We start from the raw sequence: 26968 nt of genomic DNA on the forward strand, positions 1-26968 counted from the left end.
GGAGCGTCAGATGAATCATTTCTCAGCTTTCTGGACACGACTGTTTGCCTTGACACGTAAAGAATCCAAACAGCTGCTTCGTGATAAAAGCAGTATGTCGATCGGTTTCATTCTACCGATTATTTTAATTTTACTGTTTGGTTATGGACTGTCTTTCGATTTAACCAACGGACGCGTCGGGGTGGTGGAGCAACAATCCACGCCACAGAGTCAGCAACTGATGAGTGGGCTAAACGGCTCTAAATACATTACCGTCAAGCACTATACAAGCTTTAGCCAAGCTAAAGCCGCAATGGGCAAGGCTGAAATTGATGCCATCGTCAATATACCCAGCAACTTTGCGGAGCAATATGCAAAGGGAGTTGGTGCTGTTCAGGTCATTACGAATGGCCGTTCGACCAGTATTGCTTCGGCTTTGCAGGGTTATATTACCAGTGCGCTCAATACCGCCAGCTTGATACAAGCAGACCGAACCAATGCAGCTTCGGTGGGTGGCATTATCACGGTTGAACAACGTATGTGGTTTAACGAGTCCGCAAATAGTACGTGGTTTTTAGTACCAGGTTTAATTGTCCTAATTTTGACCTTGGTCGGCGCATTTTTAACAGGTTTACTGATTGCACGTGAGCGCGAGCGTGGCACTTTAGAAGCATTATATGTTACGCCCGTACGTCCTCTAGAAATTGTACTTTCAAAACTGGCGCCCTATATCGTGATTGGGATGATTGATATTGTGATGTGCTTAGTTGCAGCACATGTTCTGTTTGATGTACCCATCCGCGCATCGCTGTTCTCTGTTATGAGTGCCTCTTTTTTATATTTAATGGTGTCGTTACTGCTGGGGCTGATGATTTCAGGCCTATCAAAAAGTCAGTTTCAAGCCAGTCAGATGGCACTGCTTGCCAGCTTCATGCCCGCTTTGATGCTTTCAGGTTTTGTGTTTGATACACAAAACTTACCGCTAATTGTGCAAATCATCAGCAATGTTTTACCTGCAACGCACTATATGACTTTGATTAAAACGCTATTACTCGGTGGTGATGATTGGTCTTTATGGTTCAAAGAATGTGGCATTTTACTGATTTATATCGTGCTATTCACAGTAATGACCGCGCGTACACTGAAAAAGCGCTTGGGCTAACGAAAGGAAGAATGGTGTTATGACAACGTTAATTCGCTGGTTTCGTTATCTTTGGGTACTGATTCGAAAAGAGTTTTTAGCTATTTTAGTCGATCCAGCCAATCGAGTGACCTTAATTGCTCCTGTATTTATTCAAGCGGTCTTGTTTGGTTATGCCGCAAGTTATGATGTGAATCATGTTGATTATGCTGTACTGGATCAAAGCTGAAGTCAAAGTTCACAACAAGTTTTAGCGCATTTAGATGGTTCAGGAATTTTTAAACGCACGGCAGATTTGCAGAATAATCAACAAATTCAACAGGTGATTAATGATCGAACAGCCTTGGCCGTTATCACCATTCCTGCTGATTTTGAAGATAAGCTCAATAATCAAGAGGCTTCGCCGATTCAAGTGATTCTAGATGGGAGAAACTCATCTACTGCAAGTATGGCGGGCTCCTACATCAGTAGTGTGGTGGGGCAGGTCAATCGAGAACGTTTGGGGGCTAGCTCAGCGATTATGGTACAAGCGCGGACATGGTATAACCCGAATGTCGAGTCGAGATGGGGCATCATGCCATCTCTGATTGCAACTTTAAGTATGATGCAGACACTGTTACTTTCGGCACTTTCAGTAGCACGCGAGCGTGAACAAGGGACTTTTGATCAGCTCTTAGTTACACCTTATACCCCGACGCAGATTATGATCGGGAAGGCCATTCCGCCGATTATGATTGGGGTTATTCAATCTTCCATTATTTTGGCGATTATTCTGTTCTGGTTTCAGATCCCGATGAATGGCTCCTTGACCTTACTTTATTTTGGATTATTTGCCTTTAATATTGCTGTTGTGGGTGTGGGACTGTCGATTTCAGCAATTGCACTCAATATGCAACAAGCCATGCTGTATACTTTCTTTTTGATCATGCCTTTGACACTTTTATCTGGTTTACTAACTCCTGTACAAAATATGCCAAAAGTGTTGAATTGGCTGACTTATGCCAACCCGCTACGCTTTGGAATAGACTTGGTACAACGGGTGTATTTGGAAGGTGTGAGTTTTGCGCAAGTGAAATGGGACTTTGTACCGATGTTAATATTAGCCGTAATTACCTTGCCTTTGGCTGCGTGGTTATTTCGAAATCGTTTGTCATAATAGAGTGATATCTTTATGTATCGCTTATGGATACAGACTGTGATTCGGCGTTTGACGTTAAATAATGCAATCAATATCGGTTCATGATTAAAAAAAACGATTTTTGCATTGTATTTCTGGCTTAAGCTTTTTATTATTGCCCGCTTGTTTTCGCGATCAGCTTGGAATGGAACCTTGAGTAATTTTCTAACCGAACACCTGATTCATCGAGATGAAGACTTTATGGTCATCCATAAGCCTGCAGGTATACTCACCGTTCCGGGGAAGACAGAAGATTTACAAGATTGTATGATCAATCGTTTAGTCAAACTAGAACCTAAAACTCTACTGATCCACCGTCTTGATCGCGATACCTCAGGTATTTTGGTTTTTGGTCTCAGCCGTTGGGGACAAAAAAACATTTCTCGTCAGTTTCAAGAGCGCCAAACCGATAAAACGTATCAAGCGATTGTGGCTGGTCATTTAGAGGGTCAGGGCACTGTTGATGTGCCTGTGATCTATGATCCATCCCGTCCACCGTTACATATTGCAGAGCCCAGTCATAACAAGCCTGCTGTGACAGAGTGGAAAGCCATTGAACATTTTGAAATACAGGGTCAGCCCGTGACTCGTGTAGCGCTCACCCCCATTACAGGGCGTTCGCATCAACTTCGTGTACATATGCAGTTTTTAGGTCATCCTATCGTGGGAGATACGCTTTATGCTGCGCCTGATCAGCAAGATTTGATGCCGCGTTTGTGTTTACATGCAGAGCGTTTGAGTTTTCATCATCCCCAAACAGATGAACGTATCGAATTTATTTGTCCAGTACCATTTTAAGTACGTGGAATCATCAAATTTGCTCACTTTTTTAGTGAGCTTTATGTCAAAATATATTGCTTAAAGGTGTATAATTTTGCTCAAATATCAAACAATGTTTGAGCATTAAATTTGCAGTCCTAACTTGTAGATAAAGGTGGAAAAATTGCAGCAGTTTGCTATTGGTCAACGTTGGTTATCAGATACTGAAACGGAACTAGGTCTAGGAGTTCTTATTGATGTAGATGAGCGATCTGTCAGCATCTTATTCCCTAAAAGTGATGAAACACGTGTTTATGCACGGAATAATGCACCTTTATCACGTATCATTTTTAACGTGAATGATGAATTACAAGATCAAGAAGGCACCAAGTGGACGGTTGAATCACATGAAGACCGTCATGGTGTGGTGCGTTATAACGTTGTTCGTCGCTTAGAAGATGGCACGGAAGAACGTAAATCACTGAATGAGACTCGTATTGGCGCTCAAATCCAGCTGTCTAAACCGCTTGATCGCTTATTGGCAAGTCAAATTGACTATAAAGAATGGTACGACTTACGTATTGAAGCGATGCTGATGCAAGCCAATATGAAGTCGAGCCCACTGCGTGGTATGGTCGGTTCACGCGTCGGTCTGATTCCTCATCAGTTGTATATTGCACACGAAGTAGGTCAGCGTTTTGCTCCCCGTGTCCTTTTAGCCGATGAAGTCGGCTTAGGTAAAACCATTGAAGCTGGATTAATTATCCATCAACAGCTTAAAACGGGCCGTTCAGAACGTATCCTAATTTTGGTACCTGATTCACTGCAATATCAGTGGATGATTGAAATGCGTCGTCGTTTCAATTTGAACTTCTCATTATTTGATTTAACCCGTACGGCTTCAATCAAAGAACATGATCCTGAACTGAATCCATTCCTGACTGAACAATGCATTATTGCGTCAATCGATTTGATGATTGACCATGATGACTTGCGTGAACAAGCCCTAGAAGCTGGTTTCGATCTGTTGGTGGTCGATGAAGCACATCACTTGATGTGGAATGAAGAAGATGGTGGTAATGACCGCTATGACTTGATCGAAGAGTTAGCAGAAAAAACACCGGGTGTTTTGCTATTAACGGCAACTCCTGAACAGCTGGGTGTGGAAAGTCACTTTGCGCGTTTACGTTTACTTGACCCACAACGTTTTAGTTCATTGGATCGTTTCTTGGATGAAGAAACCCAGTATCAACAAACTGCAAAAATTGCGGAAGTACTGATGTCAGATATGCCACTTGAAGAAGGGCATTTAGCTGCATTAGAAGGTTTGCTAGGACATCGTATTGAAGATGCACCCGAACAACGTTTCCGTGCCATTCATGAGCTTTTAGACCGTCATGGTACAGGGCGTATTTTGTTCCGTAACACCCGTGAGGCCATTCAAGGTTTCCCAGGTCGTGACTGTCAGCCTGCACCTTTGCCTGCACCAGAAAACTGGTCTAAAGATGGTAAATTGCGTGAACAAATGTGGCCAGAAGAAGCACAGCTTGACGGTGCGTGGATGGAAGCTGACCCACGTGTCATGTGGCTCATGGAAAAACTACGTACAGACTTAAAACACAAAAAAGTGTTGCTTATTGCACGTAGTGGTCCCGTAGTTGAAGCGCTTGAAAATGTACTCCGCTTACATGCAGGTATTCGTACCGCAATGTTCCATGAAGGCATGAGTTTACTTGAGCGTGACCAAGCATCGGCTTACTTTGCTGAAGAATCTTATGGTGCACAAATTTTACTGTGTTCCGAAATTGGTTCCGAAGGTCGTAACTTCCAATTTGCATCAGATTTGATTTTATTTGACTTGCCTGCGAACCCAGATGTGCTTGAACAACGTATTGGTCGTTTAGACCGTATTGGTCAAGAAAACCGGATTCAAATTCATGTGCCGTATCTAATTGGTACAGCGCAAGAACGTATGTTCCGTTGGTATAACGAAGCCTTGAATATTTTCAGTAATATCTCGCCAACTGCTCAAACTTTACAAGAAAACTTTATTGTTGAATTAAAAGATTGTTTACTGACAGATCAAGGTCAGCAGTTTGATGACTTACTCGAAGCAGTTAGCGTACAACGTGAAGCCTTAGAAGCAGAGTTACAATCAGGTCGTGACCGTTTGCTTGAATATAACTCTTGTCGTCCAATTGTGGCGCAAGAAATTGTACAAGCGCTTGAGTCTTATGATGACAACACCACTTTGCCAATGTTTATGAAGCGTTTTATGGCGTCGACAAACATTGATTTTGACGAGCAAAGCAATGGTACAGTCATCATTAAACCAACCGATCAAATGCAAGTTCAAGGTTTGACCTTGGATGAAGAAGGCATGACAGCGACCTTCTATCGCGATCAAGCTCAGATACGTGAAGATGCTCAGTATTTAACCCTTGAGCATCCGTTTACTGAAAGCGTAATGGAAATGATCAACACTCAAGGTTTTGGTAGTACCAACGTTGCAGTGTTGAAGTCAGCTGCTTTACCACAAGGTTCGGTATTGTTGGAAGTGTGGTTTAAGGTCGATGTGGTTGCACCGAAAGCATTGAATTTGCCTTCAAGCTTACCGCAGCAGCTGGTTCGCGTTTTGTTAAGTGAAAAGGGTCAAGACCTGTCGCAGAAAATTGCACCTGAAATTTTAAAACCGTACTTGCATCATTTGGATGGTAATAGCTGTCGCCAAGTCGTGAAAGCACGCCGTGAAGTGATTGAACAGCGTTATGTACAAGCATTGGAGCTTGCGCGTGCAGCTTTACCAAGCTTTGTGCAACAAGCGAAAGAAGTTTACGGTAGCAAGTGGCAATACGAAATTGACCGCCTGACTTACTTAAAGCAGTTTAATCCGAGTATTCGCGAAGATGAAATTTCACGTCTACAAAAACTGCAAAAAGAAGGTCTTGGTTTACTAGATGGCCTATCGGTTACACCAGAAGCAATTCAAGTGATGGTTGTGGTTAAACCATAATTGGAATTGCTGTATGAAAAGCACCTTCGGGTGCTTTTTTAATGAATTTTAAAAAAGGAATGTCGAAGTTGTATTTGAAAAGTAATTCATTGAAATTTTAAGCGCTTGCTTATGCTAGAATTTTCGCCATTAAAACTCTAATGTATCGAACAATAAATTATGTCTAAAGCTCTAGTAACAATGGGTTCAAAAACAACACATGGTGGCATCGTCACTGAGTGTGAAAACAGTTTTGTGATCAATGGTATTGCTGTGCACTTAAATGGAATGAAGCACTTTTGTCCAAAGTGTCGAATGGTGGTTTCTGCGATTGCAGCAGATCAGAGTACAACGGTCTTGGGGCGTGCTGTGGTGATTGCAGGAGACAAAACCAACTGTGGTGCTACTTTCTTAGGCAATCAAAATCTAACTGTTTCTGCAAAGTGATCTTAGATCTATCCCAGAATATTTTTAAAAATTGGCCGAAGTGATCAAAGTCCATGACTTAGGATTCATCCTGTGCCATTTCGTTTGGATTAAAAAAAGATTATGGTAAATAGGCTATAAAAATAGATTTGAATGATATGAGCAAACCAGCCTTACACTTTACCCATGCAAACGGCATTCCCTCGGGCAGCTATCAAAAATTTTTCCAATTTTTAAATAAAGATTTTGATGTCAAAGCGATCCCGATGATTGGCCTAGATCCGCACTATCCTGTGGAATACCGTTGGGAAGCGTTGGTGGACCAAGTTATTTCAGATATTGAACAGCAGTTTCCACGGCAACAAGTGATTGGTTTAGGGCATTCTTTTGGCTCTTTACTCACGCTTATGGCGGCCTATAAAAAACCACAGTTGTTTTCGCAAGTGATTATCATGGACCCGCCGTTTGTGATTGGTTCCAAGGCCTTTTTATTTGAAGCATTACAAAAGCTGGGATCAAAGTCCATTGAAAAACTTACCCCAGCTGCAGTGACTGTCAAGCGTCGTGATCATTGGGAGAGTATAGAACAGGCCAGTCAGGCGCTCAGACCGAATCGTATTTTTAAAGACTTTGATGAACAGTGTTTTGCGGACTTTATAGCGTGTGGTTTAAAAAGTGATTCGACTCGAAATGGGGTGACGCTAACCATTCCCAAACATACAGAAGCTGAGATCTTCAGGACAGTGCCTGCATGGTGGTGGCGTACCCCACGCAAAGCACCTGATATGCCAATTCATGTGTTGACTGCAAAAGATAGCCATTTCTATAAGCAAGGTTTACCCCAAGGCATGAAAAAAACCTATGCGATCGACTATAGTGTGCTTGAAGGTGGGCATATGTTTCCGCTAGAACAACCGAAACAGACCGCAGAATTTGTGCACCAGCTCATTAAAGAGCAACAGCGAAACAAATAAGAAGATATTTCAGTGAATCTGTTGAGTGTAATAACAGATTAGCGAATCATCGCCTCATCCAAATGACGCGAACCTTCCAAAATCATGCGAATCATGATCATGGTGTGTTCAGCCATTTTTTTACGCTCTACACTTGGCATATCAATCACTTTGGCACCCATATTGAAAACCAATTGGGTGATTGCCATGGACACCAATTCAGGGTGGAAGAGTTTGCTATTATTTAAACGTTCTAAACGAATTAAATCATCTTTGAGTTCTTGTTGGAAATAATTTAACTGTTTTTCGACCGCATTTTTATAAGATGCCGAACCCGTATATGCTTCGCGTAATAGCAGGCTTAAGTTGCCGTCATCAGCATCCAGTTGTTCAATAAAAACTTCGACTGAGCTACGAATAATACTTTCTTGGCGAATGGCCTTAATCCGTGCTTCATGCAAAATTTGGCGTAGCACAACACCTGCACGTTCAATCAACTCAATAGCAAGTTCATCGGTATCTTTAAAATGACGATAAAAACTATTCGGCGCAATGCCTGCTTCACGTGCAACTTCGCGCAAACTTAAGGATGCAATACTTTTTTCAGGACCAATCAAATTTAAAGCAGCTTGAAACAGTTCATCTTTTGTAATCGTTGCTTTTCGACCAACACTACGTGCAAGCACTGGTGCATGTTTTTTTGAAGCTTCATGCTCTGTGTTGGTTGTATGGGTTTGAATGGTGGTCGGTGTCATATTTATCAAGCAATTAAATCAATCGGTTCATTATAGCCCCACTGGTCGGCATTGTGAAACGAAACGAAACAATCAGAGTATATATACAAATATATATACATGTGTATAATAATTCAAAATCTATGGCGTGGTCCTTTACTATGCAGATCCTTGAAAAAACTAAATCTCCTTTAACTGAGTATGCTGAGAGTGTTATAGACCGACACACAGCTAACTTTTGGCTTCAAAAAATCAACCCACTTTGGTCGATACACCAAGCTTTGGGTAAAGTGGTAAAAAAAGAGCAAGTTGCACACGATATGGTGAGTTTAACGCTGCAAACCAATCGTCATTTTCAAATGGGGCAAGCGGGACAGCACCATCCTGTATATGTCGTGGTTCAAGGCGTACGTTATGAACGTACCTATAGTTTGACCCAGATTGATGCGCAACATGTCTTACTGAATGTAAAAATGGTAGATCAAGGCAAGGCAAGTCATTGGCTATGTGAGCAGGCTCAAATCGGCGACGTTTTAGAGTTCGGCCAGCCTTATGGCGATATGCAATTGACTGTAAATGATCAACAGTTAATTTTACTTGCTGCGGGCAGTGGTATTACCCCCATGCTGAGTTTACTGAAACGTTTAGAGAAGACCGCTAAGCTTAAAAAGCAGCCTGTACATTTGATGTATTGGGTGAAAAAACATACTGATGCAGCTTTCAAAGCATATTTTGAGCAGTTGGCAGCACAATACACAAACTTCACATTCAGCATGTTTTATACCCAAGAGTCAGATGAAGGTGAGCGTTTAAATCAAAACCATGTGTCTAGATTGGATCAGATTGAAAATGCAACGGTATATGCATGTGGCCCTTCAGGGTTTGTGGCTACGGTTGAGCAGCTTTTCGCTCATGCCAACACCTTAAAAACTGAAGCATTTAGCATGAGTCCATTTGCAAATGATGATGTTGGTTTTGTGAATATTACCTTAACAAAGTCGAAGAAGATTTTAAGCATTCCCAAAGGCCAATCCATTCTTGCAAGTTTAGAACAGCAAAATGTGAAGCCTCAGCATGGCTGCCGTATGGGAATCTGTAATAAATGTGCTTGCAACAAAGTTGAAGGTTCAACCAAAAACTTGGTCAATGGTGCACAAAATTCTGAGCCTGGAAATTTTCTAAAAATCTGTGTCAACACGGCACAAACCGATCTTATTGTTGATTTATAAGGGGAATAAATACAATGAATATGCCTGTTAAAGTTGAATATTTTAAAAACCCGAAGAATCGTGAGTTAACGACATGTGAGTTAGATGAACTTGCGCGTGAGCTCGATGCCATTAAGCAAGAAGTACTGGATGATATTGGCGAGAAAGATGCGCAATATATTCGTCGTGTCTATGCAGCGGTGCGTTATGCATCTATTGCAGGTCGTGCATGTTTATTTGCAGGTTGGTTCCCACCTGCATGGGTGTTGGGCACGGGCTTGCTGAGTTTTGCCAAGATTATGGAAAACATGGAATTAGGTCATAACGTGATGCACGGTCAATATGACTGGATGAACGACCCTAAGTTTAATGGTCAAAACTATGAGTGGGACATCGTAGGTACAGCAGACAATTGGCGTCAGACTCATAACTATAAGCATCATACTTATACTAATATTAAAGGGATGGATGATGACATTGGCTATGGTCTGCTTCGATTATTCCCAGAACAACGTTGGAAACCGGGTTTTTTATTACAACCGATTTATAGCATTCCATTTTGTTTGTTGTTCCAATGGGGCGTTGCGATCCAAAACTTGGAATTAGGCAAATATTTCAAGGGGCGTAAAAGCAAAGCGCAGACTTTAGCTGAATGGAAACCTATGCAGCGCAAAATTGGTAAACAATTGTTTAAAGATTATGTGTTTTTCCCACTTATTGCAGGACCTGCGGCGTTGCCAGTGTTTACAGGGAATTTGGTTGCAAATGGTATCCGTAATATGTGGACATTTAGTGTGATTTTCTGTGGTCACTTCACCAAAGACGTTGAAGTTTTCCCGAAAAAAGTACTGGAAAATGAAAGCCGTGGTCACTGGTACATGCGCCAAATTCGTGGTTCGTCGAATTTAACTGGTTCAGAAGCATTCCATATTTTGACAGGGCACTTAAGTCATCAAATTGAGCATCACTTATACCCAGACGTACCCGCACGTCGTTACCGTAAAATGGCGCCGAAAGTACAAGCGGTGTGTGAAAAGTATGGCATTAACTATAACAATGCCAGTTTAGTCAAACAGTATGGTAGCGTCATCAAACGTATTGTGAAATATGCGTTTCCCTTTAAAAAGTAAGTAAAAAAGCCACTTCATTTGAAGTGGCTTTTTTTGTTATTTACTAAATTGACGTAATGTCTTTACCAGATGATTGTAATCACCTTGTTTGGCGATATTGAGCACATGTTCAATTTCGTGTTTTAACCATTTTTGTTTTGAAGCATTAAAAGCGAACTGCGCCAATAATACAAAGGGACTTTCACCGAATTTGATCGAAAGACCTTTGACATACTTGGGTGGAGATAACTGTTCCATACTGATGCCTTTTTATAATTTAAGTGGAATGGTTCTCAAAATATTTTTATTAGGCAAAATTTATCATAAATATATTTTTTGGTAAATAAAACATACTGAATTTTAATAATAAATATTTTTAAAAATTTAATATGGTTAATTATTAATCTGTGCTTAATAATTAACTTATTTGGCGCTGATTTGATGTATTTGACAAGTCAGGAAGACTTAAATCTGTCCCTACCAAGTAGCTAAAATCAGCCAAAGACAACATTTGTTTATCTTCAATACTGTTTCCATAAGCATAAACGGCATGATAACTATCCAGCGCATATTTTTCTTGGATACGTTGCGCTTTGTACTCACAGCTACAGTCAGCTGTCAGATAGCGTCCTGTATAGCGTTGCTGGTCTTGTTCAACTTGGGTACAGATCAGATCAATTGAGAGTATTTCACACACATATTTTAAATAGATATCAATTGAAGCAGAGACCAAAACCACATCATCACCCAAACTTTGGTGTTGCTTCAGTTGGCTATAAAGTGCTGGGTTAAGTCCTTTGATTAAGAGCTCAGCATAGCGTTTTGCATAAGCGTCAATTTCGCTCACTTCAGCTTGCTTAAACATCGCATGGAAGAGTTTGGAGCGCATATGATGCGCAGGATAAAAACCTAAATAATAACTTTGAATATAAGGCAGAACTTTTAAGCCTTGTAGAGCAATATGCCGTTTTGAATGTACATAGAAGATGAACCCCGTAAAACTGTCTTTGTCATACAGGGTGCCATCAAAGTCAAATAAGGCTAGATTTTTATGCGCTTTGCACGTTGCATGCATGTTTGATAACGTCCATTGACACGAGTGGCAAACCAGTTGGTATTATAGTCACGGCTGAGCTTTGGACCAGAAATGACAACTTCTGGCATCATGGCATAGAAAGGTTCTTTTTTAGTGACTTCTTGATAAAGCTTAGCCACAGCGCGATAGGTGGCTGTATCTTCAAATTTCTTCTCTTTCTCTTTTTTCAGGTCAGAGCGAATTTGACGCGGAGTAACCAAAATATTGTGCTGAGCGAAAACACTGATGAGTTCACGTTCTGATTGACTCTTTGCAGATTTAGGTGAGCCATCTTTGCCATAAAGTAACAAGTCACCGTCTAAATCAAGTTCAGCTTCAGTTAAGTCATTTAACATACTTTGGAAGGCTGCATTTCGACTTGAGTACATACCTGAGTTATAGTCGGCAAAACGGTAAAGGGGTTTGTCATAGTCAGCAGGGTACATCATCAGGCGGTGAATGCCATAGTATAGACCACCATATTGGCTATAAAGGTCGGTACGAAGGTCAGCCATGCTGCCACCTTCACGTTTATTGTCTTTAGCATAGCCGATATGCACTTGCATTGAACCCAATGTGGTAATCGGGTTCATTTTTTCGCCCACGTCCTGACCGACAAGTTTGGCTGCACCTGTGAGTGCACTGACGTGATAGTGCTTTGACATATAGTCAAAAATTTCACGGTACAGTTCATCCAGTTCGCGTTCTGTTTTAACGCGGCGCATTTGGCTTAAATAGTTATCTTCAGGGCTTGGCTGCTCTTTTAAAACCTGTTGGAAATAGCCTGCGATGGTGCCACCAATGGCATCGCCGAGCTTATCTTTAAATTTTTCATCTAAACGATCTTGGACTTCTTTAACCGCTTTTTCACCTAAACCATAAACTTGTGGATCCGCAACAAAGTTAGACTCTTGATCAACCACGGCAATGATCGAACACATATTCTCTTTATTTTGAGGAATGCCGAACTGCTCTGAAATATCGTAAATATCTTCAGCCCATGAACGGCGGTCATTTACGCGTCCGGGAATGATGCGTGCGATTTGTTCAGCATTGAGCTTAGGCTCATCATCTGTCCACCATGAACGATCACCACAGGCGGTTAAGCCTATAGATATGGCCAAGACACTTAGTGTTTTTAAACCAGAAGAAAGAAACAGCTTTTTATTCATAAACAGAGAACACATGATAAAAGGTGAGCCGAAACAGCAGGTGCAGTATACTATGTTGGTCGAAAAAGTGATGAATTTATATGTATATTGGTCGGTATCAACTGTCAAATCATTTGATTGTTGTTCCGATGGTAGGTGGGTTCGATTATTAAGAATAATGAATATTATTCAGCCTGTTATCTGTTTTATTATGACGGATGGAGTAAAATTAGTGTAATAGATTGAGGAGAGTTTAACTTATGATATTTCCATTTTTTGAGATTCTTTTTTTAATAAATTAAACAGAAAATAGTTCAATGAATAGGATGACAACTTTAAAAGGCATCTAATTCCTAATACAACTCACGCTTAAGAGATAGGATAGGCCTTACTTTGTCATTACAAGTCATCTTTGGGCATGACCGTCATGCAAAAAAGATATCAAAACGATGTTTCTAATTTTCGATGAACTATGAACAATAGTTATGGAGTACAGCCAAAGGCTCGGCAATAAGCCTCAAAAGCTTATTAAAGAGTAGGCTTTTTTATTTGTGCTATAGTTCAATTGTTACTTAACAGGCAGAACAATATGAATATCTGTATTGGTGGTGACTTGGATGGTCAAGTAGTGGTTTTAAATAAGATGCGATTTAATGCAAAAGAGATAGATCAAAATAAATCATCGAGCTATATCAAGCAAAAGTACGTTAAGGGCGGTCAAGTCTTTAATTTTTGGCGACATGCAGAAATGAAAATATGGGATGTCACCTATCAAGTTGAGTTGATTTTAGGAAAGACAAATTAGCTAGAAGCGGGCAAATAAGCTTTATTCGCTTTTAGTGAAGATTTTCTTATCAATATGGATGAAAAAGCATTTCATGTGGGGTTAGGTGGGAGCAATAAAATAATATGCTAAGGTCTATCTATTGCACGCTAAAAAGCTTATAGTGATAGTGTATCTGAATTATTTATTTTATTGTATTTACTAAAGTTATTTCGCAATTGATTAAACTCTGCGGTTTATCCGATGTATATGATTTAAAAGATTAATTCTTATATTTTTCAAAATTTAAGAGAATATTTATGTCAAACATTACAACTGGTACCGTTAAGTGGTTTAATGAAACTAAAGGCTTTGGTTTTATTTCTAGCGATACTGGAGAAGACGTTTTTGCACACTTTAGCGAAATCCAATCAAACGGTTTCAAAGTGTTGAATGAAGGTCAACGTGTTCAGTTTACGATTGTAGCTGGCAAAAAAGGCCCTCAAGCAAGCTCTATCACAGTAATCTAAGAATATTGTGAATTAAAAAACCCGCTTCAGTTAGCGGGTTTTTTAATGGCAGTTTATTTACTATTCGGTTGTTAAGGCGTCGTGCGCTCACTATCTTTAGGGGTGAATGGCTTATTTAAAAAACATATGAACAAATATTAATTTATCTATAAGAAATCTTTTGAAGGACTTATTAAGAATAGTATAAAAATCCCTAGATAAAGGGATTTCAATGCCAAGTAATCAATATGAGAATAGGAATGAGGTGAAATTGTGATATTTGCTATGACACCGTAAAAGACTCTAGGAACGAGTTTAGTGATGAAAGTGTAAAAGCTGACTCGGAAAAATGGAGTGATCTATGAGTATTGTTGAATTACATGAAGTGAAGCGCCACTTACACTATGCCGATGATAGCAATGATGTTTCATTAAAAAGCTTTATTGTTGCTGCTGACGCTATAATTAAAAACTACATTACAGATAATTTTGGATCGGAATATCCATCTGCCATTAAACAAGCTGCTTTACTATTAATTGAATACTGGGAACAGCACAGAAAAGATGGGGGAGAGGTATCTGTGAATGGTAACTACCTCCCAATACCCGTACTCTCTTTGCTTAATCTATATCGTAAGCCCACTGTTTGATAGGTGATGTAGATAATTGTATGTATCTTTAGGTAGGCATATTTGAAATTATGATAATTGTAATTGAGAATTATTTGCATTTATTGAGTTTGTGCGTTAGAATCAATTTCAAGAATAAAATAAAATTTAACAATGAAGTTTCATTAACCCAGCTCTATTGATTCTCCAGAGGCTGGGTTTTTTATCTACTTTAACAAAGAAAAAAATTAGGTTAAATTATACCAATTGTTAAAATAAATATGAGAAGAATAGACCATGAATAAAAAATTTGAATTACATGTACTCAGCCAAATCTATGACTTTCTAATTGAAAGAGAAGGATTCACTGCTCTGAATCTTCATTTTAAGGTTATGGAATTTTTTAGGGAGTTACATGTAGGGGATAAGAGAGATTTTGTTATTTTGGCACCGAATAAAATTTCAGGTAATTTCGGTGAGGTTACTCATATTCATTTATTAAATATTCCTCATTTCCATGAAAAGGACAAATTCATTCATTGGGCACATAAAGCTCTAAATCGCCAAGTGTCTCATCTGTAAAGAAAGAGAATGGGGTTGTTTCATAAATTAAACATTGAAATCTTTAGATTTTGATAAGTTATATTTTTAAATCGTGCTAGGCAAAAATGATGAAAATATTTGCAATAGTAAGTTTAGTTTTAATGCTGGGATTAACGGCATGCCAAAAAAGAGATACAGATACGAAAGAGCAGGATAAAACTACAACGCCACATTCCATGGATAAAGATCAGTAAGAAAAAGCTCGCCAAATGGTGGGCTTTTTTAAGAGTTAAAATGGTATAGTAGTGCTGTCCTTTAAGTACTTTTTTCTATGTCTGAAACCTATAAATACATTTACACCCAAATTAGTACATTTGGATCATTACCTACACATAAAGTCCTTATAAGTAGTGTAGGAAGGAAGACAAAATTAGTTTTCGCTGATAATACTTTTGTTTATAGTACTGTTTCTGATTGGGCTTTAAGTCATTCGGGTCTTGATTCAAGAAAATCAATATGGTCTGAAGAACCTAAGTCATTTTTAGACAGTGAAAAAACAAGATTAAGCGTCTATAGAGCCTCACATCCCGCTTTTATCACTGAAGCAAGCATTGGTTAAGCACTAGAATTTGTATGTTGCTCATGTAATAACTGCTTATATTACAAATAAAGTTTGCTTTGTGGGTGCTTAGGGCGTATAAAGCTAACTCGTTGATGCGGGATGGAGCAGTCTGGTAGCTCGTCGGGCTCATAACCCGAAGGTCGTTGGTTCAAATCCAGCTCCCGCTACCAACGAAAAAAGATTCAAAGTTTATAGCCTAATCTTCACAGATTAGGCTTTTTTTATGGCTGGTTAATTTTATACATAGCGGTTTTTAAGAACGTGCTTTTATACAAGTTACTGGAATGGTGTGTAAGCTATGAAACTACAGTATTTCTAGAAAACACTGGACTGTAAGTGACGTAAAACAGGTTTAAATTTTATTCTGATTCTAACGGCATAATGGGTTTCCCAAATAAACCAATATTCTTATCCCCCCATTGTTTTAATGCAACCAAAATAGGTGCTAAAGAAGTGCCGAGTGTAGATAATCGATATTCTACTTTAGGTGGAACAACGGCATAAACCTTTCGTAGAATCAGTTGATCCTCTTCAAGTTCACGTAATTGTCTAGTGAGCATTTTTTGAGTGACATTTGGAATTTTCTTTCTCAGTTCATTAAACCTTAAAACGTCGTCTTCTAATAAATGCCATAAGATAATACTCTTCCATTTACCATCAAGTAAGCCTATAGCCGCTTCAACAGAACATCCTGGTGTGCAATCAAAACGCGAATGTTTTAGCTTACCCATTTCAATAGTATCCTTTTGGTAACTATAAGACGAATTTGTCTGTATAACTTAAAAAAGAATATTAAGTAAACTCAAATAACAAAACAAGAGGACAAGTGAATGAAGGCTATTTCTTATATTGACGGTATGGATCATGGATTTCAAAATCCACTGATAGATATTGAAAAAGCGATGCCGAGCTTAAAAGATCGGGATTTATTGGTTAGAGTCAAAGCGATCTCGGTTAACCCTGTCGATACTAAGGTTAGACGAAACCCAGTAGCAGTAGGCAACACACGTATCTTAGGATGGGATGCAGTGGGTGAGGTTGTTGAAGTCGGTTCTGGCGTGCAACATTTTAAAGTCGGAGATCAGGTCTGGTATGCAGGTGATTTAACTCGGGATGGGAGTAATGCTGAGTATCAAGCAGTCGATGAGCGTATTGTTAGCTTAAAACCTCAAAGCCTGAGTGATGCTGAAGCTGCTGCGCTGCCATTAACTGCTATTACAGCGTGGGAAATGTTATTTGATCGTTTCAATGTTGATTTAGATCAATCTGATAATATTTTAGTGATTGGAGGCGCTGGCGGTGTAGGGTCTATTGCGATTCAATTACTCAAAGCGAAGACAAATTTAAAAGTTATTGCTACAGCATCTAGGGAAGAGACTAAGGCATGGGTTAAGTCTTTAGGGGCTGACTATGTCATCGATCATACCCAAGATTTAAACATGCAAATCAAAGCATTGGGTTTAGACGCACCTATATATATTTTTTCAACCAATCAAACAGAAACGTATCTTCCTCAAATTTCTAAGCTTATTGCTCCACAAGGTAAGTTTGGCTTAATTGATGATCCGAAATCAATGGATATCGTTGAGTTTAAGTCTAAGTCAGTTTCTATACATTGGGAGTTCATGTTTACACGTTCAATGTTCAATACAACAGATATTGAACAACAATCTCAGCTCTTACATCAGGTTGCAGAACTAGTAGATAACTACAAAATTAAAACCACGCTGAATCAGACTTTAGGCAAAATTAATGCGAAAAATTTAAAACTTGCTCATGAACTGATTGAAACTGGCCGAGCGAAAGGAAAAATCGTTTTAGAAGGCTTTTAACTAGTTTTAAGCTCAACTTAAATAAGTGGGTTGATTTTTAAGTTAAACACTTGAAACCATACAATTAGGATCAATATTCTCAGCAAGGCCATTCTAGGGTTCAGCGCACTAGAATGGCTGTCCTCTTTTCGAAATCCGTTTCACTCATGTACACATAATAAAGAGCTTTTAGAATAATTTTTTCAATTCATTAAGTATTATGTTGTAAAGAATGAAACACACAACTTTGATTTAATATATTATCCTCAGCATAAGTCTAGATAGAGCGCTGTGTAGCGCTTTATTTTTATTTAAGTTAAATCAAAACAGTGCTTTGTGAGTATTAAAAATCTTAGGCACGGAAGATTTCGTATAGTTGTGATTATTTGAACACCCAAGAGCTATTTCACTGTTCCTGCTTTTTGCATTTCTTGGTAAAGCTGATCAAGATAATGTTGTTGTTGGACGTTATCTTTAAAGTATCGTTGATAATTCACACTACAACTATCGATATCGGTGATATTATTGAGATTGAATGTCCAATCATCCGTATTTTTAACACGGATGCCTAAGTCATCACTACATTTCTGCCAAAGTTGAGAAAAACGTGTCTGTTTATTGCTTGGGAGTTGGTTGAAACGTGCATAAACGCTGAAGCCTTTCATTTCTGAGTTAAAATATTTGTGAATAAAACCAATGGGTACACCAGCCCAATTCATTGATTGATCTTTTGGGAAGGAAATCCTGATGAGTTTTTTTTCGTTTAGTAATGAATCTTGTTGGCCTGATTTAAAATGTTGTTCTTCATATTCTAGTTTCGTGCCTATAGGTACATTGATTTTTTTCACGATCATTGGTTGTGTCGTGATGTAATAAGGATAATCAGGCCGACCATTGCCGCCTGTAGGGTTCATATTGCCAACACATGCTCCCAAATTTGAGAGTATGGCAATGCAAAAGATTAATCTAACTTTATTATTCATTATTGATCCTAAAAAACTTTATTTAAAGGCTATTTTATTTATCCAGAATGAACCCATAGTACACCCTATGCGAAACGTTTGAAATTTCATCTCTAGCCTCAATGTTTTGGCTCAAGCTATTCTAAGGCTCAACACAAGGCTAGGGCTTTTTTTAGATGCTACGCTTCTATTTTTAAGGACGATTCAATTCATTGCAAGGAACACCTAATATAATTAAAATTTATGACAGCTATAAATAACTTGAATATTTATTTTTTTCATGTATACTTGGCCTAACTAGAAAAAAGTAATGTTTAGTAAATCTTCTTTAAGTATCGCAGTTTTAGTCATAATCCTCCGTTGTTTCAGATCTTAAGCTCCACTTTTATTATTTTCAAAGTTACATCTAGTCATTTATTTTTGACTAAAATTATTAAAATTCAGCAGGATATGTTATGTCTACTATAGTTACCGGTACAGTTAAATGGTTTAATGAAACTAAAGGCTTTGGTTTCATTCAACAAGAATCTGGTCCAGATGTTTTTGCTCACTTTCGCGAAATCGCTAGTTCAGGATTCAAAACATTGCATGAAGGGCAACAAGTGTCATTCAGCATAGAGCAAGGTCAAAAAGGCCCAAATGCTGTAAATATTGTTGCTTTATAAGAAGCATTAAATATAAAAAGCACTGAATAGTGCTTTTTTAATGACCAAAAATTATTAATTAAATATTTATTCCTTGTTGGGATATATGAAAAAAACTGGTGAAAATTGAAAAAACTTAATACCTTAATTGCTAAATCTTCAAATGGTACTGAAATTATAGTCTCGTTAATTCCTCTAAATAAAATGCAAAATACTCGTGATGGATTGAAATCTATTGAAGTGGGTAAGCGTGTGTTGCTTCAGTCTGGAATCGAAGTGGACTTAAATTTAGATGGTAGAACATTTTATACCGATTTAAATCAATTATTTAAATTTAACTATAAAGTTGCCTAACTAAATATTTGATTATATTTTTTTAAAATAGATTGCTTTTTGAGTTGTGAAAGAGATCTATTGATTTTTAAGGTTTAAGTCAAGCCTAACCTGAATAAAAAGCTGAGCATTCTATTTTTCTTTACATTTTTTGTTTAAGCTTTTTTTAACAGCTCCGTTTTATAAAAATATTTAAAACTTAGGAAAAGCGATGAAGAATAACTATCCAAAACCTATAATAATCATGCATTGGATTACCTTTGTTTTAGTTGCAATGGTGTATCTGACTGCAGGTGATCCCACAATAACGGACTGGCAAGGCCAGATTCATGTTGCAGGTGGACTTTTAATATTTATCCTATTTTTCTTGAGATTAAGTTTTGTTTTTCTGTATAGAAAAAGTATTCCTAAAACAGAAATAATTAATTCTTACCAGATAATGTTATTTAAAATGGTCAGATTTTTCCTTTACTTAAGCCTATGTATCGTTCCAATAGCGGGCTGGATGACATTATCGAGTTTTACTGGTAGTTTCCAAGTTTTATCGTTAAATTTACCGCTTTTGAGCACTGTTTGGGGGAGTGACTATATTGCAGATGCGCATCAATTTTTAGGGAATCTCTTTATTGCACTCGTGGGTTTACATGCCTGTGCGGCATTGATTCACCACTTCATTTTCAAAGATAACGTCTTAAAAAGTATGCTTTTTAAAAAATGATGTGATTTAGAGGCTATCTGATGGTTGCCTTTTAGGTTTGTCTGGCTTTTTTATATTTTGAGTACTTCATAGTCATAGAGCAGATGATAAAAGATGAGCCGAAAGTGTAGATGCAGTATACTGTGCCGGTCGAAAAAGTGATGAATTCATATGTATATTGGTCCGTATCAACTGTCAAATAATTTGATTGTGGCTCCGATGGCAGGCGTAACTGACCGTCCATTTAGGTCTCTGTGCAAATACTTTGGTGCAGGGCATGCTGTCAGTGAAATGATGACATCAGATCAAACATTACGGATGAGTAAAAAAAGCTTATATCGTGCTAATTTTGATGGTGAATTGGCGCCTATTTCAGCGCAAATTGCAGGATCAGATCCCAAAGAGTTGGCGGAAGCTGCACGATATCAGGTCTCAAATGGTGCTCAAATTGTGGACATCAATATGGGATGTCCTGCCAAGAAAGTCTGTAATAAGCTGGCAGGTTCCGCACTTTTAAAAGATGAAGACTTGGTGGCTCGAATATTGGATGAAGTTGTTGCTGCAGTTGATGTACCTGTCACACTTAAAACTCGTTTGGGTTTCTTAAATGGTCATGAAAATATCTTACGTGTAGCGAAACGTGCTGAAGAGGCGGGTATTGCTGCGTTGGCGTTACATGGACGCACCCGTGAAGACATGTATTTGAACACGGCTCGTTATGATTTAATTAAGGAGGTTAAACAGCTGATTCGTATACCAGTGGTTGCGAATGGAGATATTGATAGTCCAGAAAAAGCCAAATATGTACTCGATTATACCGGTGCAGATGCAATTATGATTGGTCGCGCTGCGCAAGGGCGTCCATGGATTTTTCGTGAAATCGCACATTATTTGGAGACAGGTGAACATTTGGCAGCACCAAGTATTCAAGAAGTAAAAGAAGTTCTACTTGGACATCTTGCCGAACTGTATGCATTTTATGGGGAATATTCTGGCTGCCGAATTGCACGTAAACATATTGCTTGGTACACCAAAGGTTTACGTTCAAGTAATGAGTTTCGCCAGAACATGTACAAAGTGGAAAGTACAACTGAACAATTTAAAGTGGTCGCAGCCTACTTTGACCAATTACTCATTCATGGTGAAACCATGAATGACGTACAAGTTGAACAGGTCAATTTGCTGGAAACCAAATAAACAAAGCTCCACGTATGGAGCTTTAAGTGAATAACTTGATTTAATAACTAACTTGTTGCATTTCAACCAACAGTTGGTTAATTAAGTCCGGTGCTTCCATGGCACGAATTTGCGAAACGTTCGTGCCTGCCCAAAATGCGCCAAAACCTTGATCGCCTTGTTTGGTTGCTGCGGCATGTAATTGTTTCCCTAGATCATAACAGTACGGATAAGCAGTAACAGCAGGGCGATTCGGTAGATCAATCTGGGTATGCCAGTGACCGAGTAAACCGCGAGCAGGGCGACCTGAAATACTGGCACTTATTTGTGTGATGTGCTCATGGAAAAGTGCATGACGGTAGGCATCATTGGCATTTGATGTTTTGCATTGTACGAAAGCTGTCCCCAACTGTACCGCACTCGCGCCGAGGCTTAACATCTGCTGAGCCTGTGTACCATTCATAATGCCACCCGCAGCAATAATCGGGCGCCGACAGTGCTGCGTCAGTAATTGTACGAGGTCGACCGTACGTATTGCACTATCAAAATGTTCATTAAAAATTCCGCGGTGTCCACCTGCTTCTATGCCTTGAGCAATAATAAAATCAATTCCTGCTGCTTCAATGGTCTGTGCTTCCGCTAAGTTGGTTGCAGAAACCATGGTTAAAATGCCAGCGTCTTTTAGCGCCTGTATTTGGTGCGGATGGGGAATACCGAAGTGAAAACTGACAGCTTTAGGTCGGGTTTCAAGTACAACATTTAAAAAGTTATCATTGTCCAAAAAGCTAGGATAAATACAGTGCAGTTGAGTAGGTGGTTCTGCATCGTATTGTTCAAAATTAGGCCTTACAAAATCAATCCATGTTTGTGCGATAGTTGGATCAAGTTCGACACTTTGATGACAGAAGAAATTAACTTGAAAAGGTTGTTCGGTCAGTGCTTGAGTTTTTAAAATTTGGCTACGTGCGGCTTCCGCGGTGTTTGCGCCTAATCCAAGTGAGCCTAGCCCGCCTTGATTTGAAACTTCCGCTGCAAGCTCTGGTGTAGAAACACCGGCCATCGGTGCAAGGAAGATAGGATGTTTAATTTCAAGGCGTTCTAATAATAAAGACATGTACTTGCTCCTTTTACATATAGATACTTTGCCCAAGCACTGCAAAATTGGCAAATAATATTCAGTATTTTCTCGAAAAATATCTAAAAGCAATCAAGTTTATTTTTCGGTTTTTAGCGACAAGCCATGTCGTTGGGTATGTGTATTGGCAATGCTTTTAGTCTGAAATTTTTTATACTTTTATTTTAGATTTTACCGAGGACCGTCATGACCGATCGTATCCGTGAAAAGCTACAGATTCTAGCTGATGCAGCTAAATATGACGTGTCTTGTTCGTCCAGTGGTAGCAGTCGTAAAAACAAAGGCAAAGGTTTGGGGAATACTGGAAACGGTATTTGTCATAGTTATACAGAAGATGGTCGCTGTGTTTCATTGCTTAAAATTCTATTTTCAAATGTCTGTATTTTTGATTGTTCCTACTGTGTTTCTAGACGCTCTAACGATGTCAAACGAGCCGCTTTTACTGTACAAGAAGTGGTGGATTTAACCATTAACTTTTATCGCCGCAATTATATTGAAGGGTTGTTTTTAAGTTCAGGTATTTTTAAATCAGCTGATTTCACTATGGAACGAATGCTACAAGTGGTGAAAAAGTTACGTCTTGAAGAAAACTTTAATGGTTATATTCACCTAAAAACGATACCAGGTGCTTCCCAAGAGATTATTACCGAGGCGGGCTTATACGTAGACCGCATGAGTATTAACTTGGAAATGCCAACGGAAGTTGGTTTAAAACAGTTTGCACCTGAGAAATCACATGCAGAAGTACAAAAGGACTTGGGCATTGTCCGCGATCGCTTAATTCAGTTGACGGATGAGCGGCGTGTGATTCAGCATGTGCCGAAGTTTGTACCAGCGGGACAAACCACCCAAATGGTGGTGGGCGCACATCAAGAAACAGACAAAGATATTATTTTAATGGCAGATCACCATTACAAAGTGTATCAGCTCAAACGAGTGTATTTTTCAGGCTATATCCCAATCAATGAACAGGAAAAAATGCTTCCTGTTGTGGGTTCTGCTCCGCCATTATTAAGAGAAAATCGGCTGTACCAGTCGGATTGGCTCATGCGTTTCTATGGTTTTGATGCGCAGGAAATTGTGAATGATAAACATCCGAATTTAGATTTGGACATCGACCCGAAGCTAAGTTGGGCACTACGTAACCCTGAGCATTTCCCTGTTGATATTCAACATGCAGACTATCGTATGATTTTACGTGTTCCGGGGATAGGTGTTCAATCGGCTAAAAAAATTGTGCAAGCTCGTCGTTTTGGGCAGATTCATATCGATCATCTAAAGCGTATGGGCATTGCTTACAATCGGGCACAGCATTTTATTAGCTGTGCTGATACGCCAAAGTTTAAAAAAGAACAACAAGCGAACCAGATTCGGCAGCACATCTTGCAATCGGGGCAATCTAAATATCAAAAACAGCTTTCACCTCAACTGGGCTTTGGTTTTTAGTATGTCGATATATTGCTTTGATCAAAGCATGACTGGGTTGCTGAGTTGTGTGTATAGGAGCTTTCAGTTTAAAGATTTTGACGTCAAGCTTGCATCTAACAATTCCCAAGCCAGCTTGTTTGATGAGTGTATTGAGGTTGCTTCAAATGATGAGCATGCTGAGCGAGTTTGGCGAGGGTTAAAGCAAAAAATTACGGCTGAAAGTCTACGATCTTTTTATTATTGCTTTCTGTCTGAGCAGGAACAGGCGCATCAACATCTTTTTAATTTCTGTATCTATGTGTTTAAAAATACACATGCGGTAGATCGTAACTATACGCATGCGGATGTATTGGCTGTTTCGCAGTGGGCCAAGCAAGTGGGCAGAGAAAAGCACCGTATGGAAGCTTTTGTCCGTTTTAAAAAATGTCAGGATGGATTGTTTTTAAGTCTGGTACAGCCAGATTTTAATGTTTTACCGCTGATAGAACGGCATTTTAGAAACCGATATCAAGATCAAAGATGGTTGATTTATGATGAAAAAAGAAATTTTGGAATTTATTATGATTTGACAGCTGTGCATCAGGTAGAAATGGATGTAGATCAAATTGATCATGCGCACAAAGTCGGACACAGTCAGTCCTTTAGTGTTGAATTAGATGATGATGAGCTGTTGTATGACCAGTTATGGAAAGATTATTTTAAAAGTATCAACATCGAGGCAAGAAAAAATATCAAACTACATGTGCAATATGTTCCTAAACGCTACTGGCGTTATATGAATGAAAAAACAATCTAGCGAGATGTAAGTAAGGCATTGACTCATCATTTTCTATGATGTTTTGGGCTGTTATGGGAAGGAGAACAGACGTTAAGCAATTCATGCTAATTAAAAAAATAAGCTATTGCACCTGTAGAATGGAACTTCAGTCATCAGCAATAGTGCATCTGAGTAGTGGCTCAGAGAATAATGTGTAAGTTTAGAGTCGATGATGAATGATGCTGTAAATAGTAAAAAGCCCATTCAATCCATGGACTTTTTACATTTTAAATAGGTAGTCTGCTATCGCTTATCGTGTTGTTGACGTTAAACATGCACATTAAACAGGGAGCCAATCCAACTGGCAAACAGCATCGCAAAAATCCCCCATAGCGTCACACGAAATGCGCCTGTCCACATAGATGTCCCAGAAAAGTAGCTCGATAAAGCCCCTAAGCCAAATAACGATAGTACCCCTGTAAGAGCAACTGACTGAGTCAGATAACCTTGAGGGCTTAATAGAATGGCCAGCATAGGAAACAGAGCACCTAGTGAAAAGGCGAGGGCAGAAGAACCCGCGGCTTCAAGTGGTTTAGCACTGGTATTTTCATGGATGCCTATTTCATCACGAGCATGTGCAGACAGTGCATCATGTGCGCTGAGTTGTACTGCAACTTCATGCGCTAGTTCAGGTTCTAGTCCACGTTGTATATAAATTTGAGTCAGTTCTTTAAGTTCTAAGTGCGGGTTTTTATCTAATTCCCTAGCTTCATGTTTTAAGTCGGCTTCTTCAATATCTGATTGAGACTTCACCGAAATATACTCGCCCGCAGCCATAGAGCTCGCACCTGAAATGAGCCCTGCAATACACGTGATGAGTAAGGTATGGCTAGTTGCGCCACTGGCCGCCATCCCCATAATCAAACTGGTCACTGAAATAATGCCGTCATTGGCACCCAACACCGCTGCACGTAGCCAACCAGTACGATGAATTAAATGAGGTTCAACATGGTGAGAATAGGACATGACGATAGATCATCCTCAAATTTTAAAGTTATGATTTATTTAATAATACGCGTTTCATTTACTATAGCACAGCCCATAAAAAAGCCTCCGAGTGGGAGGCTTTTTTAAGCTTAGAAATATTATTGCGCTTTTTCTTTCACATCAGCAGCACCTTGTTCTACGGCGCCAGCAACATGAGCTGTTGCTTCTTTAGAGGCATTTTTAACATCTTCAGCAGCAGCTTCAGTTTTCGCAGCAGCTTCGTCAGCGGCAGCACCAATTTTTGCAGATGCTTCATCAGCAGCTTTTTGAGTGTCAGATACGGCTTCACTTGCAGCTTGGTTAATGTCATGACCTGCTTGTTCAGCAGCATTTTCAAGGTGTTCACCTGTCGTTGCACCTGTTTCAGGTGCTTTTTCTTTTGAACAACCCACTAAAACAACAGCAGCAGCAAGACCTAAAGCAATAAGTAATTTATTCATTTTCATATCCTTTTCGTTTTATACCCAAAAGTAGGGGTTGGGCAAAATATAATCTACTTTGAATGTAAAGCAGACTGCATTATTGTTAAAAAAATGTAATTTTTTATAAAAAACAGCGTGATAAAAAGGCTTATAAGCTGAGTTGCCTATAAGCCTTTAGCAAGGAAGCATCTGAGAGGATTACACGCCAGAACGAATAATATAATCAAAAGCAGACAGAGATGCTTTTGCACCTTCACCTGTGGCAATGATGATTTGCTTATAAGGCACTGTCGTACAGTCACCTGCGGCAAATACACCTTTGACATTGGTTTCGTTGCGATCGTTAATCACAATCTCACCACGGTTTGAAAGCTCAACAGCAGTCTCTTTTAAGAAATCAGTGTTTGGCAATAAACCAATTTGTACAAAGATTCCTGCAAGCTCTACCGTATGTTCTACATCAGTTGCACGATCTCTATATTTCAATGCTGTCACTTGTGAACCATCACCGACTACTTCAGTCGAGAGTGCATTCAGGATCACTGTGGTATTAGGCAAGCTATGCAATTTATCTTGCAACACTTGGTCCGCACGTAATTTGGTATCAAACTCAACCAAAGTCACATGTTCAACAATCCCAGCAAGATCAATCGCGGCTTCGACACCTGAGTTACCTCCGCCAATTACTGCAACACGTTTGCCTTTAAACAGTGGGCCATCACAGTGTGGGCAGTAAGCAACACCGCGGGTACGGTATTCTTCTTCGCCCGGCACATTCATTTCCCTCCAACGTGCCCCTGTTGAAAGA

At 39.2% G+C, this 26968-nt stretch carries 30 protein-coding genes, 1 tRNA gene and 1 pseudogene; 22 read left to right on the forward strand and 10 right to left on the reverse strand.

What is annotated here, in order from left to right; all coding sequences use genetic code 11:
* Positions 1-10 precede the first annotated feature (10 nt).
* From JZ787_RS15675 to JZ787_RS15700, 6 genes and pseudogenes are all read left to right on the forward strand, one after another.
* Positions 11-1141 carry an ABC transporter permease gene (locus JZ787_RS15675; protein WP_346312800.1) on the forward strand — a complete coding sequence of 377 codons (1131 nt, stop codon included), beginning with the start codon at positions 11-13 and terminating at the stop codon, positions 1139-1141.
* 19 nt (positions 1142-1160) lie between these two features.
* Positions 1161-2276: pseudogene (locus tag JZ787_RS15680) on the forward strand (ABC transporter permease).
* 174 nt (positions 2277-2450) lie between these two features.
* Positions 2451-3095: an RluA family pseudouridine synthase gene (locus JZ787_RS15685; protein ID WP_346312801.1), complete on the forward strand. Its 645-nt coding sequence runs from the start codon at positions 2451-2453 to the stop codon at positions 3093-3095.
* A 136-nt stretch (positions 3096-3231) separates the two neighbouring features.
* The gene (gene rapA / locus JZ787_RS15690; protein WP_159127624.1) at positions 3232-6069 is read left to right on the forward strand and encodes an RNA polymerase-associated protein RapA; all 2838 of its coding nucleotides are present in this window, start codon (positions 3232-3234) and stop codon (positions 6067-6069) included.
* Between the two features lie 159 nt (positions 6070-6228).
* The gene (locus tag JZ787_RS15695) at positions 6229-6495 is read left to right on the forward strand and encodes a PAAR domain-containing protein (protein WP_005399638.1); all 267 of its coding nucleotides are present in this window, start codon (positions 6229-6231) and stop codon (positions 6493-6495) included.
* A 137-nt stretch (positions 6496-6632) separates the two neighbouring features.
* Positions 6633-7448 (forward strand): alpha/beta hydrolase, encoded by an 816-nt coding sequence (locus JZ787_RS15700; RefSeq protein ID WP_346312802.1) that lies wholly within the window; start codon positions 6633-6635, stop codon positions 7446-7448.
* Positions 7449-7486: 38 nt separating this feature from the next.
* On the opposite strand, the gene fabR is transcribed toward JZ787_RS15700, so the two are convergent.
* Entirely contained in the window at positions 7487-8182 is a 696-nt protein-coding gene (gene fabR / locus JZ787_RS15705) for an HTH-type transcriptional repressor FabR (RefSeq protein ID WP_346312814.1), read from the reverse strand.
* A gap of 140 nt (positions 8183-8322) precedes the next feature.
* Here fabR and JZ787_RS15710 point away from each other — a divergent pair, with 140 nt between their 5' ends.
* On the forward strand, positions 8323-9390 hold the full coding sequence (locus tag JZ787_RS15710) for a ferredoxin reductase (RefSeq protein ID WP_168159733.1): 1068 nt from the start codon (positions 8323-8325) through the stop codon (positions 9388-9390).
* Between the two features lie 14 nt (positions 9391-9404).
* On the forward strand, positions 9405-10499 hold the full coding sequence (locus tag JZ787_RS15715) for an acyl-CoA desaturase (protein WP_168159732.1): 1095 nt from the start codon (positions 9405-9407) through the stop codon (positions 10497-10499).
* Between the two features lie 36 nt (positions 10500-10535).
* On the opposite strand, the gene JZ787_RS15720 is transcribed toward JZ787_RS15715, so the two are convergent.
* The 3 genes from JZ787_RS15720 to JZ787_RS15730 form a co-directional block, all read right to left on the reverse strand.
* Complete coding sequence (locus JZ787_RS15720; protein WP_010326552.1) at positions 10536-10736, reverse strand: hypothetical protein; 201 nt, start codon at positions 10734-10736, stop codon at positions 10536-10538.
* Positions 10737-10896: 160 nt separating this feature from the next.
* Positions 10897-11553: an HAD-IB family hydrolase gene (locus tag JZ787_RS15725; protein WP_168159731.1), complete on the reverse strand. Its 657-nt coding sequence runs from the start codon at positions 11551-11553 to the stop codon at positions 10897-10899.
* On the reverse strand, positions 11520-12725 hold the full coding sequence (locus tag JZ787_RS15730) for a DUF1615 family protein (RefSeq protein ID WP_004980175.1): 1206 nt from the start codon (positions 12723-12725) through the stop codon (positions 11520-11522). The genes JZ787_RS15725 and JZ787_RS15730 overlap by 34 nt, the downstream gene beginning before the upstream one ends.
* A 568-nt stretch (positions 12726-13293) precedes the next feature.
* Here JZ787_RS15730 and JZ787_RS15735 point away from each other — a divergent pair.
* From JZ787_RS15735 to JZ787_RS15765, 7 genes are all read left to right on the forward strand, one after another.
* The gene (locus JZ787_RS15735) at positions 13294-13509 is read left to right on the forward strand and encodes a hypothetical protein (protein WP_346312803.1); all 216 of its coding nucleotides are present in this window, start codon (positions 13294-13296) and stop codon (positions 13507-13509) included.
* 278 nt (positions 13510-13787) lie between these two features.
* A complete protein-coding gene (locus JZ787_RS15740; RefSeq protein ID WP_004693516.1) occupies positions 13788-13997 on the forward strand; it encodes a cold-shock protein in 210 nt (69 codons plus the stop codon).
* Between the two features lie 340 nt (positions 13998-14337).
* The gene (locus JZ787_RS15745; protein ID WP_004980169.1) at positions 14338-14625 is read left to right on the forward strand and encodes a head-tail connector protein; all 288 of its coding nucleotides are present in this window, start codon (positions 14338-14340) and stop codon (positions 14623-14625) included.
* 255 nt (positions 14626-14880) lie between these two features.
* Positions 14881-15165, forward strand: a complete 285-nt coding sequence (locus JZ787_RS15750) for a hypothetical protein (RefSeq protein ID WP_218287536.1) — start codon at positions 14881-14883, stop codon at positions 15163-15165.
* 89 nt (positions 15166-15254) lie between these two features.
* Positions 15255-15380 carry a hypothetical protein gene (locus JZ787_RS15755; protein WP_017397253.1) on the forward strand — a complete coding sequence of 42 codons (126 nt, stop codon included), beginning with the start codon at positions 15255-15257 and terminating at the stop codon, positions 15378-15380.
* A 77-nt stretch (positions 15381-15457) separates the two neighbouring features.
* The gene (locus JZ787_RS15760; RefSeq protein WP_078426816.1) at positions 15458-15745 is read left to right on the forward strand and encodes a hypothetical protein; all 288 of its coding nucleotides are present in this window, start codon (positions 15458-15460) and stop codon (positions 15743-15745) included.
* Between the two features lie 96 nt (positions 15746-15841).
* Positions 15842-15918: transfer RNA gene (locus tag JZ787_RS15765), tRNA-Met, on the forward strand.
* A 189-nt stretch (positions 15919-16107) separates the two neighbouring features.
* On the opposite strand, the gene JZ787_RS15770 is transcribed toward JZ787_RS15765, so the two are convergent.
* Complete coding sequence (locus tag JZ787_RS15770; RefSeq protein ID WP_004693511.1) at positions 16108-16479, reverse strand: helix-turn-helix domain-containing protein; 372 nt, start codon at positions 16477-16479, stop codon at positions 16108-16110.
* A gap of 99 nt (positions 16480-16578) precedes the next feature.
* Here JZ787_RS15770 and JZ787_RS15775 point away from each other — a divergent pair, with 99 nt between their 5' ends.
* Positions 16579-17580: a zinc-binding alcohol dehydrogenase family protein gene (locus JZ787_RS15775; protein ID WP_346312804.1), complete on the forward strand. Its 1002-nt coding sequence runs from the start codon at positions 16579-16581 to the stop codon at positions 17578-17580.
* A gap of 380 nt (positions 17581-17960) precedes the next feature.
* Here the strand turns inward: JZ787_RS15775 and JZ787_RS15780 are convergent, their stop codons facing one another.
* Entirely contained in the window at positions 17961-18542 is a 582-nt protein-coding gene (locus JZ787_RS15780; protein WP_346312805.1) for a hypothetical protein, read from the reverse strand.
* Between the two features lie 434 nt (positions 18543-18976).
* Here JZ787_RS15780 and JZ787_RS15785 point away from each other — a divergent pair, with 434 nt between their 5' ends.
* The 4 genes from JZ787_RS15785 (at position 18977) to dusB (ending at position 21392) form a co-directional block, all read left to right on the forward strand.
* Positions 18977-19186 carry a cold-shock protein gene (locus JZ787_RS15785; RefSeq protein ID WP_346312806.1) on the forward strand — a complete coding sequence of 70 codons (210 nt, stop codon included), beginning with the start codon at positions 18977-18979 and terminating at the stop codon, positions 19184-19186.
* A gap of 105 nt (positions 19187-19291) precedes the next feature.
* Positions 19292-19519 carry a hypothetical protein gene (locus JZ787_RS15790; protein WP_168159724.1) on the forward strand — a complete coding sequence of 76 codons (228 nt, stop codon included), beginning with the start codon at positions 19292-19294 and terminating at the stop codon, positions 19517-19519.
* 190 nt (positions 19520-19709) lie between these two features.
* Complete coding sequence (locus JZ787_RS15795) at positions 19710-20216, forward strand: cytochrome b/b6 domain-containing protein (RefSeq protein ID WP_346312807.1); 507 nt, start codon at positions 19710-19712, stop codon at positions 20214-20216.
* A 150-nt stretch (positions 20217-20366) separates the two neighbouring features.
* Positions 20367-21392 carry a tRNA dihydrouridine synthase DusB gene (gene dusB, locus JZ787_RS15800; protein WP_168159722.1) on the forward strand — a complete coding sequence of 342 codons (1026 nt, stop codon included), beginning with the start codon at positions 20367-20369 and terminating at the stop codon, positions 21390-21392.
* A 40-nt stretch (positions 21393-21432) separates the two neighbouring features.
* On the opposite strand, the gene JZ787_RS15805 is transcribed toward dusB, so the two are convergent.
* Complete coding sequence (locus JZ787_RS15805; RefSeq protein ID WP_346312808.1) at positions 21433-22485, reverse strand: nitronate monooxygenase; 1053 nt, start codon at positions 22483-22485, stop codon at positions 21433-21435.
* Positions 22486-22692: 207 nt separating this feature from the next.
* Here JZ787_RS15805 and JZ787_RS15810 point away from each other — a divergent pair, with 207 nt between their 5' ends.
* A complete protein-coding gene (locus tag JZ787_RS15810) occupies positions 22693-23952 on the forward strand; it encodes a putative DNA modification/repair radical SAM protein (protein WP_346312809.1) in 1260 nt (419 codons plus the stop codon).
* A gap of 1 nt (position 23953) precedes the next feature.
* Complete coding sequence (locus JZ787_RS15815; RefSeq protein ID WP_346312810.1) at positions 23954-24730, forward strand: TIGR03915 family putative DNA repair protein; 777 nt, start codon at positions 23954-23956, stop codon at positions 24728-24730.
* A gap of 288 nt (positions 24731-25018) precedes the next feature.
* Here JZ787_RS15815 and JZ787_RS15820 read toward each other — a convergent pair whose 3' ends face one another.
* The 3 genes from JZ787_RS15820 to JZ787_RS15830 all read right to left on the reverse strand — a co-directional run.
* The gene (locus tag JZ787_RS15820) at positions 25019-25717 is read right to left on the reverse strand and encodes a VIT family protein (protein WP_062032668.1); all 699 of its coding nucleotides are present in this window, start codon (positions 25715-25717) and stop codon (positions 25019-25021) included.
* A 119-nt stretch (positions 25718-25836) separates the two neighbouring features.
* Positions 25837-26178, reverse strand: a complete 342-nt coding sequence (locus JZ787_RS15825; RefSeq protein ID WP_010326567.1) for a hypothetical protein — start codon at positions 26176-26178, stop codon at positions 25837-25839.
* A gap of 180 nt (positions 26179-26358) precedes the next feature.
* The coding region (locus JZ787_RS15830; protein ID WP_346312811.1) for an FAD-dependent oxidoreductase at positions 26359-26968 on the reverse strand (610 nt) is incomplete at its 5' end.

This window comes from Acinetobacter sp. BWR-L5, assembly GCF_039655985.1.
In the GTDB taxonomy this organism is placed as follows: domain Bacteria; phylum Pseudomonadota; class Gammaproteobacteria; order Pseudomonadales; family Moraxellaceae; genus Acinetobacter; species Acinetobacter johnsonii.